We start from the raw sequence: 9,464 nt of genomic DNA on the forward strand, positions 1-9,464 counted from the left end.
AGTGGTAATAGCGGTAATCGTATAATAGAGCCACTATAGTATCAACTTGGCTGAGTATCACAGTGTGTGGTTGATACCCAGCTTTTTTGGTTTATCTTATTGCGAATTAAAGTGTGGCTACATGTTAAGATTTTTGGCAGTTAAATAGCACTTCTTCCTCTTCAATCGCCACATCACTGTCTAGTGTTTTATTGCGCAATGTTGCTTCGTCGCCATTTACTTGCCATATGATACCGTGAGTATCATCCAGTCCAATCTCACCTACATAGACTTGTGTATTGGCATCAGTGTTGCTATCTGAGGTAGCGACCAAATCGTAATCTAGACCATCGATGATTAAGTTTGCGGTGTGTGGTGTGCTGTCATCATGGTAAGACACACCAATAGTAGCAGTTGGCTCACAGGTAAACGGCGTGCCTGCACTGGCATGATCATGTCCTTCGTGATCATGTCCTTCGTGATCGTGTCCTTCGTGATCGTGTCCTTCGTGATCGTGTCCTTCGTGATCGTGTTCTTCGTGATCATGTTCTTCGTGATCATGTTCTTCGTGATCGTGTCCTTCGTGATCATGTTCTTCGTGATCGTGTCCTTCGTGATCATGCTCTGCCGTTACTTCTTCAGATGCTGCTGTATCTGTACTAGGCTGACAGCCTAATAATGAGCCTGTCATGATACTTCCGATTAATGCAGCGCCTGCAAGTTTAGAGAATGATAGAGAGTCAGTCATATTATAAGTTCTCGAATAAGTGAAAATTAAGATATGTTATAATATAACAATAGACGGATAAAATAAAGCCGATGCTGGAGAATATCCAACATCGGCTTATTAGGAAACGCACTCAATGTAAATACTATCTACCGCTTAAATATTAAACATTAAAGCGGAAGTGCATGACGTCGCCATCTTGCACGATATAAGTTTTACCTTCTAGGCGTGATTTACCAGCGGCTGCTGCGCCTTTTTCACCGTTGTATTCGATAAAGTCATCATAAGCGATGACCTCAGCACGAATGAAACCGCGCTCAAAATCAGTATGAATCACACCAGCAGCTTGCGGGGCTGTAGCGCCAACAGCAACAGTCCATGCACGCACTTCTTTGACACCAGCGGTAAAGTAAGTCTGCATATCAAGCAAATCATAACCACCACGAATGACTTGATCTAGACCTGCTTCTTCCATATCCATTTCAGCCAAGAAGTCTTTTTTGTCTTCTTCGTCAAGCTGAGCAATCTCAGCTTCGATTTGGTTGCATAGTGCGATGACGATAGAGTCTTCACCAGTGGCATAGTCGCGCACTGCATCAAGGTATGGGTTGTTTTCAAAGCCATCTTCAGCGACGTTAGCGATATACATGGTTGGCTTTAGGGTGATTAGACCATAGCTTCTGATTAGTTTTTTCTCATCAGCGTCTAGGCCAGCAGCGCGAGCAGCTTTACCTTTTGCTAATAATGGCTCAATTTTTTTGAACACATCTAGCATGGCTGCAGCGTCTTTATCACCGCCTTTGGCTTTTTTGGTCAAGTTAAATACCGCACGCTCTACAGCTTCTAAATCTGCCAATGCCAGTTCGGTATTGATGGTTTCGATGTCATCAATTGGGCTGACGCGTCCATCAACGTGTACCACATTGTCATCATCAAAACAGCGTACGACGTGAGCAATCGCATCAGTCTCACGGATATTGGCTAGGAACTGGTTGCCCATGCCTTCGCCTTTTGATGCGCCTGCGACCAAGCCTGCGATATCGACAAACTCCATGGTCGTTGGCAGTACACGTTCAGGGATGACGATGTCAGCCAGTTTCTTTAGACGTGGATCTGGTACTGGCACGATACCCGTGTTGGGATCTTTGGTACAAAACGGGAAGTTTTCAGCGGCGATACCCGCTTTGGTCAAGGCGTTAAACAAGGTGGATTTACCCACGTTTGGTAGGCCAACGATGCCGCAATTAAAACCCATAGCATTCTCTCAATATAGTAATAAAATCAGTTGGTATAAAGATTGGTTAAATGATAAATCAAAATTGGGCACATTGTAGCAAATTTACCTGAATAGGGGTGAGGTTGTTGCGTTGTAGACTGATATTTAGCATCTGTTATTGCTAGTAATTTTGCCATTTTATCTATTATGGTAAGCTGTACTATAAAATGAGCAACTGATCTGATAGCAATATCAAAGGTTCATCCTTTGTAAAGGCGATTAACATAAACAAAAGGCCACTTCTTATAATGACGACCACAATTTTTAATACACGCCGCTATAGTTATCCGCAGAATTTTCTTGAAATGAAACCTAAGCTGGCTCAGCTTGAGCAGGCAATCAAAAAGCTAGAAGCAAATCTGATTGATACTGCTGAGGCGGCAAATATCAAATTATTAGATCAAAGATTGGATAGTGGTGCGGGGTTAGAGGTCGATTATGCCAGTGAGTTAAATCCAGATCAGCTAATGGCTGCAACGACTATCGAAGGCAAGGTGTTGGTCATCGCTGGTGCAGGTTCTGGTAAAACCAAAACACTCACTTATCGAACCAGCTATCTGTTAGAGAATGGGGTGTCGCCTAAAGATATCTTGCTACTCACCTTTACCCGAAAAGCGGCCAATGAAATTAAAAATCGTGCAAAGACGCTATTGACCAGCCGTTTGTCTGATGAGGATTTGGCTAAGGATAAGCTGCCAACTGATAAGTGGCTCAACGACATTGCTAGCGGCACTTTTCATTCATTTTGTAATATGCTGCTGCGCCAGTATTCAGGGCTGCTTGGTATTAATCCTCGATTTACGATTTTAGACACGGGTGATAGTGAAGATGCGATTGATCTAATTCATAAAGAAAAGAAGTATCCCACCCAAACCAAAAACCAAGCGTTTCCTCGTAAAAAGACCCTACAAAACATCTTTTCAACCTCTAGAAATAGACGCATTCATATCCGCGACTTGATAGAAGATAGTTACCCTGATATAGCTGTACATATTCCTATCATTGAGCAGCTGGCGGTTGACTTTCATGAGTATAAGCGAGCCAATCATCTTTATGACTTTGACGATATTATTAGCCAAGTGGTACGTCATCTAAAGACCAATGATAAATTTCGACAACTACTACAACGTCAGTACCGTTACGTGATGGTCGATGAATATCAAGACACCAATATTCCACAAAAAGAGCTGATAGATTTGATTTGTAAGCCTGAGTCTGTATCGCTCATGGTCGTTGGTGATGACAATCAGAGCATTTATGCCTTTCGCGGTGCCAATTATGAAAACATCTTGTTGTTTGGTGAGAGTTACCCCGATGCCAAGTTGATCAAGCTTGAGCAAAATTATCGTAGTACGCCTGCCGTTTTAGACTATATCAATGCCTTGTCAGCACAAATCACGCTAGGCTATCAAAAACAGCTGTACTCTGATGCATTAGTAACAGGAATCAAGCCGGTATTTAGTCGCTTGCGTGATGAGACCCGTGAGGCCAAATATATTGCTGATAAGATCATCAAGCTAAAATCAGAATTTGATTATGACGACTTTGCTGTATTGTGCCGAACGTCATTTCAGTCCAACTATGTCCAATTAGAATTTATGGAGCGTCATATTCCATTTATTGTCGTGGGTGGTATCAAGTTTATAGAAAGACGTCATATAAAAGACGTCTTGGCATTCGTAAAGATACTTTATAACCCCAATGACACGATCGCATGGCACCGTATTTTGACCTTGTTTAAGGGAGTAGGGTCAGTCACCGCGACGCGTTTGACCCAAGCAATTAATGCGGACAATAATTCGTTTGAGCCATTAACTACGGCAAAGTTTGCCAAAAAAAGCGAGCAGCTTGAGCCTTTGTATCATCTACTTACCAAAGCAGATCGGGCAAAATCTGTCAAAACAGTCATTGAGCAGATTCTGAAGTTTTATACGCCTATTCTAAAAACGATTGAGGAGAATTGGCGAGAGCGTAGTGAGGACTTCCGTGTACTCAAAAAACTGGCAACAGAATATAGCAGTCTTGATAGTTTCTTAGAAAACCTAGCACTTGATCCACCTAATGACTCAGTGGCGACGGCCAGTCAGTCTAAAACAAAGAATACCGACAAAGTCACTATCTCAACCATCCATAGCGCCAAAGGACTAGAGTGGCCAGTGGTGTTTGTCAATTCATTGGTTGATGGTATGACGCCGCATCATCGCTCGCTCGACGATTTTGAGGAATTAGAAGAAGAACGTAAGCTGTTTTATGTGGCCTGTAGTCGTGCTAAGTCTCAGCTTTATCTGACGGCACCTGATTACTTGTCTAGCTATTCAGGGTATTTTGACAAGCCGTCCCGCTTTATCGCCGAGCTATCTGCGAATGAGGTGACGATTAAGACCGCTAAAAAACCTAGAAAAGAAAGTGATGAGCCAGTGTGGTGGTGAGGTTTCGCAGATATAATCACCACCCATTGAGCTTTATATATTTAAGCGTCCGTCTCTGCTTGACTAGCTATACTGGCATCACTGTCACTGTCGAGTAAGGGCTCCTCAGTAGTAGTGACAACTCTGGATACAACATATGAGCTGCTATACGTAGCGTCCGTAGCGATTGGGTAAATCTCTAATCGCTCCAATTCTGCTAATAAGTCTTGAGTGACTTCCTCTTTGCGAGTGACAAAGGTAGAGGCAAAGCAGCGCCAAAATTTCCAGCCAGCACGCTCCAAAATCCGCTGACGTTGTATGTCGCTGTCCCACTTATCAGGCCCATGATATCTATCTCCATCACACTCGATGGCTAGGCTGTTGTCGTTTTCACCTTCGACCACCATATCGATTCGGTAAGCACCTGCTGTTACTTGTGGTACGACGCGATAGCCTTTTTCAATCAGAAGATCAAAGACTTCTTTTTCAAAGGGTGACTCACATTTATCACGTAATTCTGTGACTTCTTCTTCATCTTGCATGAATGGTGCCTGAAAGTGTTTGATAAGCTCTGATCGGTAATGATCAGCTTGGCTAAGCTCATTCAGCTCAATACTGCGCACCAAATACATTCTATCGCGCGCTCTGGAAGCAGCGACGTTCATCCGCTGGGCAAAGGTATCTCTGGTTTGTGCATGGGCGGCACCTGGTGCCACAACCAATGATAAAAACATGATGTCGCGCTCTTTGCCCTGAAAGGTTCTAGCATCACCGCAGGCAATGTCAAAATCAGTCATGAGTGTTTCATCCAACTCTTTATTTAGCATCTCCATAATACTGTGTGCTTGCTTATTGCCTAATAATGAGACAACACCAATGGTTTTACCCTTATAAGCTGGGTCAGAAACAATGGTTTTTATTTCATTAACGATAAACCTGACTTCTGAGGGGTTAATATCAGAACCTTTCGCACGATAGCCATCGGTGACATAGATATCAATCAATGGTGGGTCTAAGCGCTCTGAGGGTTTGGCTCTACGTAATGGTATCAGCTCATGATTATAAAACTCACGTTTAGAGAACTCAATAATAGGGGCCACACTACGAAAGTGCTCTTTTAACATCACACTGCTATCCGCAAACACCACTTTAAATAAGTCATAGATTGAGCGATCAGGCGACATCTGTGAGCGATAAACAGGGACCTGGTTGCTCAGATACTGTGCCATCAGATGGCGAATTTTTTCGATATCGAGACCGACGCCTTCTGGTGAGACTTGTTTATCGTCACCAACGATCAACACTTTTTTGGCTCGCATGATGGCTGGCAGCGCTGTTAAATCAGATTGAGAGGCTTCATCGATAACAACTAAGTCAAAACTGCCGAATTCTGCTGGCAGGGATTCAGAGATACGATAATGCGGCATGATCCAACATGGAATAGCAGCACTTGCGCCTGTAGAGGCTTCTCGCGCTTCACGGCGATAATAATGTGCACCTTTACCGGTTCCTTTACCGATACGCATAATGGCAGAGCGGTATTTTTCCAAAGAAGCTCTGACGTTCGGCGTCGCATTTTCGGCGACTTTTAGCCACGCTCGCTTGGTGATGGCTTTTTGATAAAGTCTTGCCAAGTCTGACTCTAAATTGCCACGAGTTTTGGCCAGTTGCACCAACTCTTTACGACCATCGATGCTGTCGATAAAGCTTCTTAATCGGCTGAGACGCCAAATTTTCTGCCAGTCATTAGGTAATAAGTCATCTATTTGTGTTGTATTTTGAGCGTTAGCACAAGGCGTATGGCGTAACTGTTCGGCCCAAAGTGGTGCGCCATTGTTTTCGATAAGCTTGGTAATGGTCGCGACTGTTTGTAGATCGGCTGCAAGATTTCTTACTCGTTTTAGATCATTTAGCAGGTCTTTCCATATAGTTTGTAATGCATCATCAGATAAAGTGGTACTACCAATTTTCTGATTGAAAAAGGCAATGGTTTTGTCGCTAATGTCACCGTCACAATCAGTAAGCTCATCCAGTAACCTCTCTTTTAACTTGCTACTTTTTATCAGGTTATGTCTTTTTAGATGTTGATTAAGTATATGACTTATCTCAACCAAAGCTTCTTTATCATAACGTATTTTCTTGTTGGTATTACTGGTATCCCACTCTATGAATATAGTACGTAGTGCCTGTTGAATATCATTTTGTAGACGATTGATATCAAAAACGGCCTCATATAAGTAAGCGGCTGAATTTAAATCAGATAAGACATCAGGTGATACCTCAAATATGGGTAAAGGTAGATCATTGGATAATACATTCCAGCGCAAGATAAGCTCTAGCGTTTTTTTTCTAAAGGCTATAAAGTTTAATACGTATTGCCAATCTTGTGCGCTTGAGGGTGGTGATGCGAGTATCCTAATAGATTCAAGGCATTTTTTTTCTGCCGATTTACCAAAAATACCTATTAAACCAAAAGGTTTTCTACCTTCAGATAAATTAGTGATGGCATCGACCAGTTCTGGATTTTTATCTACGTTGTCAGGCAGTGAGATTGGTTTGCTTAAATAAACTGATCTCTCGTTAAACAGTGCTTTGATTTCGGTATTCAGCGTATTTAAATGCTCAATGATGTCTTGCTTGGCATTATCAGCCAGGTGCGGTTGGATATGAGTTGTCCAGTCTTGTTTAGCATTCTCAACTTTTTCAAGAAGATAGATTAAACGAGAGGTGTTAGCAGCTGTATTATAAGCAATGCTCAAAGTGTTAGCACTGTGTTCCATCAAGCTTGGTAGTTCGCCTTGCTCCTCAGCTGCTTGTGATTCGTTCAGGTAACTTAAATCTCTGTGCAACTGTATCATCGTATTGGTAGTAGGAATATCTGCAATCGCAGGTATTTTTTTATTAAGATAATGTAAGTCGCTGCCAAGTTTGATTCTGGCATTTTTTAGTTCAGTTATATCATTATGAGTAAACTGAGGCTTAAATACCTCTTCTATACCCAATGTATCAGGAATGCTGTCTATAAGCTGTCGATTTTGAGCAATCTCAGTCGCAGCATCTATTGGCTTGATAGTTTCGTTATCCATGACGATATCATCAAGGTTTAACCGTGCCCAAGCCGTAATTTTTTGGTCGGTACTGGCCAATTGTGCATGAATAGTATCGATTTGATCATCTAGCATCACGATATCTTTTTGGTAGGCCTCGCGATTGATACCTGATAATTCGCTTGATATCTTTTTGACGGTATGTTCAAACTGCTTTAGGCCTTCGTTTTCGCTGGTGAGTAAGCTCACAGCGAGCGGTCTTATCGATTCAGGCAACTGCTCTTGTAGTACCTTTAGGGCAGGATCTTTCATGGAGGTGACCAAAACTCTCTGGCCAAGCGCTAAGTAATGACAGATAACATTGGCGATGGTGTGCGTCTTGCCTGTACCTGGTGGACCTTGCACGACCACACCATCGTGTACATCTAGCTGCTGTATGATTTGTACTTGCTCATCGTTGAATGCTTTGGGGAAATAGAGCTCAGTTGGCGTGCTGGTATAATTTTCGCTACCACCTACCATAGATAGGCCCCGATAAGCGGACAATACGACTTCTTTATTTTCGGTTGCAGGCTCTGTCAGCATAGCTTTGAGGGCGTTTGGCAAATTGCCATCAGAGACCGTTTCGAGTTGCGTAGATAGTTTTTCCAGATCTTGCAAAAATATATTATTGCTTCTCGGGCGAGCCATGATTACCCAAGTATCTGTTACGATAAGGTTGTGCTGTGCTGTAGGTATTTTGCGCTCATCTGCAGTAGTATGGTCTGGTTGATAAACACCAGAAGCGTCAAGCAATGTCACCGCTGATTTTAAGATAGGCTCATAGCTACTTGGTATAAATGGATTTAGCAATACATTTTCTGATTCATAAAATGCTTTGGTGTTTTTTAGCAGTTTGCCCAAACCTTGATTTTCTTCTATAGAAAAAGGCTCAGTTTCAAGTGTAGGTACAGATAGCGTAGGCTTGATAAGTAACGCCATGGTTTTTTGATCTAAGGTAATTTCAACAGATTGCGTTAATAGGGGATACTTGATTTGCTTGCTATTTGACTCATTGTCAGCATTTATTTTTGTAGCAATACCGATACCCCATACCAATTCTAGCTGTGCATCAGCGAGATTGCCTTGAAGCTTTTGATTAAGCATGAACAGATTGGAATACAGCGTGATACTTTGACGTATTCGCTTTTCTGTTGCTACCCAAGGTTTCCAGATATTTTGGATGTAATCGTTAAATTCATTTTGTACAGCGTCTTTTTTAGGAAAGTTTTTTAGATGAATTTTTGCTTTTGAGTATTCCGCTACATTTGATGTCTTATCTGGATAATTATCATCGAAATGGGTGTCTTTAACCTCAAATGATGTGAATATTTCACTCGAATCAGAAGATAGTAGGTTGTCATCTATTAATAATTGGACAGAAGTTTTTTCTTTTAATGATGGTTGATCACTAAATTTGCTTGGAAATACTAACCAATGTGCTAATAGGGTACTGCTCGGTTTTGGTACCGAATTTTCACGCAACCGTTCTAAACGTAGCCAAACATCCTCAGAAGTATCGTTTGTGGTATTTAGGCTAATACCTGGCAAATTTAATACATGCTCTTCTATACAAGTAAAGTCACTGTGCTTTGTGAAGTCTTGAATAGGTGCTTTTTTCATCAAAGTACATTGTTTAATAAATTCAATCTGAGAGGCCAATCGTTGCGTGTAAATGCTCATTTATTACGTATTCCTAATCATCAAAAACTATTGATTAATTGGCTGATATTTTGTTGATTTCATCGTATTAGCCCCATTTTTTACGACAGGTGAGAGCAATACGATTTTTGGATAAAACCAAACTATAGCACAGAAACTAATATCGATAAGCTATATCTAATATTTGTAATATTTATCGTTAGCAGCTATTGCTATAGGTATTATCAATTCAACCTGTTCGTTAATTTTCTTTAATATTACTTATTAAAAATAATTTTAAAAAACTATATAACCAAAAGTATTTAATTTAAAAATATTTCACAAAT

General features: G+C 41.3%; 4 protein-coding genes. 1 reads left to right on the forward strand and 3 read right to left on the reverse strand.

Annotation, left to right across the window (positions count from 1 at the left end; all coding sequences use genetic code 11):
• Positions 1-124 precede the first annotated feature (124 nt).
• A complete protein-coding gene (locus ACT3RN_RS12545; protein ID WP_442073017.1) occupies positions 125-727 on the reverse strand; it encodes a hypothetical protein in 603 nt (200 codons plus the stop codon).
• A gap of 142 nt (positions 728-869) precedes the next feature.
• The gene (gene ychF, locus ACT3RN_RS12550) at positions 870-1,961 is read right to left on the reverse strand and encodes a redox-regulated ATPase YchF (protein ID WP_192520212.1); all 1,092 of its coding nucleotides are present in this window, start codon (positions 1,959-1,961) and stop codon (positions 870-872) included.
• Between the two features lie 269 nt (positions 1,962-2,230).
• Here ychF and ACT3RN_RS12555 point away from each other — a divergent pair, with 269 nt between their 5' ends.
• Positions 2,231-4,411 (forward strand): ATP-dependent helicase, encoded by a 2,181-nt coding sequence (locus tag ACT3RN_RS12555; protein ID WP_192520211.1) that lies wholly within the window; start codon positions 2,231-2,233, stop codon positions 4,409-4,411.
• A gap of 41 nt (positions 4,412-4,452) precedes the next feature.
• Here the strand turns inward: ACT3RN_RS12555 and ACT3RN_RS12560 are convergent, their stop codons facing one another.
• Entirely contained in the window at positions 4,453-9,159 is a 4,707-nt protein-coding gene (locus ACT3RN_RS12560) for an AAA domain-containing protein (RefSeq protein ID WP_192992419.1), read from the reverse strand.
• Positions 9,160-9,464: the final 305 nt, after the last annotated feature.

The sequence above is a fragment of the Psychrobacter sp. AOP5-GZ1-6 genome (genome assembly GCF_052376345.1).
GTDB lineage: Bacteria > Pseudomonadota > Gammaproteobacteria > Pseudomonadales > Moraxellaceae > Psychrobacter.

Coding starts and splice junctions, on each gene's coding strand:
- ACT3RN_RS12545 (WP_442073017.1), bottom strand. CDS start 727: ATGACTGACTCTCTATCATTCTCTAAACTTGCAGGCGCTGCATTAATC.
- ychF (WP_192520212.1), bottom strand. CDS start 1,961: ATGGGTTTTAATTGCGGCATCGTTGGCCTACCAAACGTGGGTAAATCC.
- ACT3RN_RS12555 (WP_192520211.1), top strand. CDS start 2,231: ATGACGACCACAATTTTTAATACACGCCGCTATAGTTATCCGCAGAAT.
- ACT3RN_RS12560 (WP_192992419.1), bottom strand. CDS start 9,159: ATGAGCATTTACACGCAACGATTGGCCTCTCAGATTGAATTTATTAAA.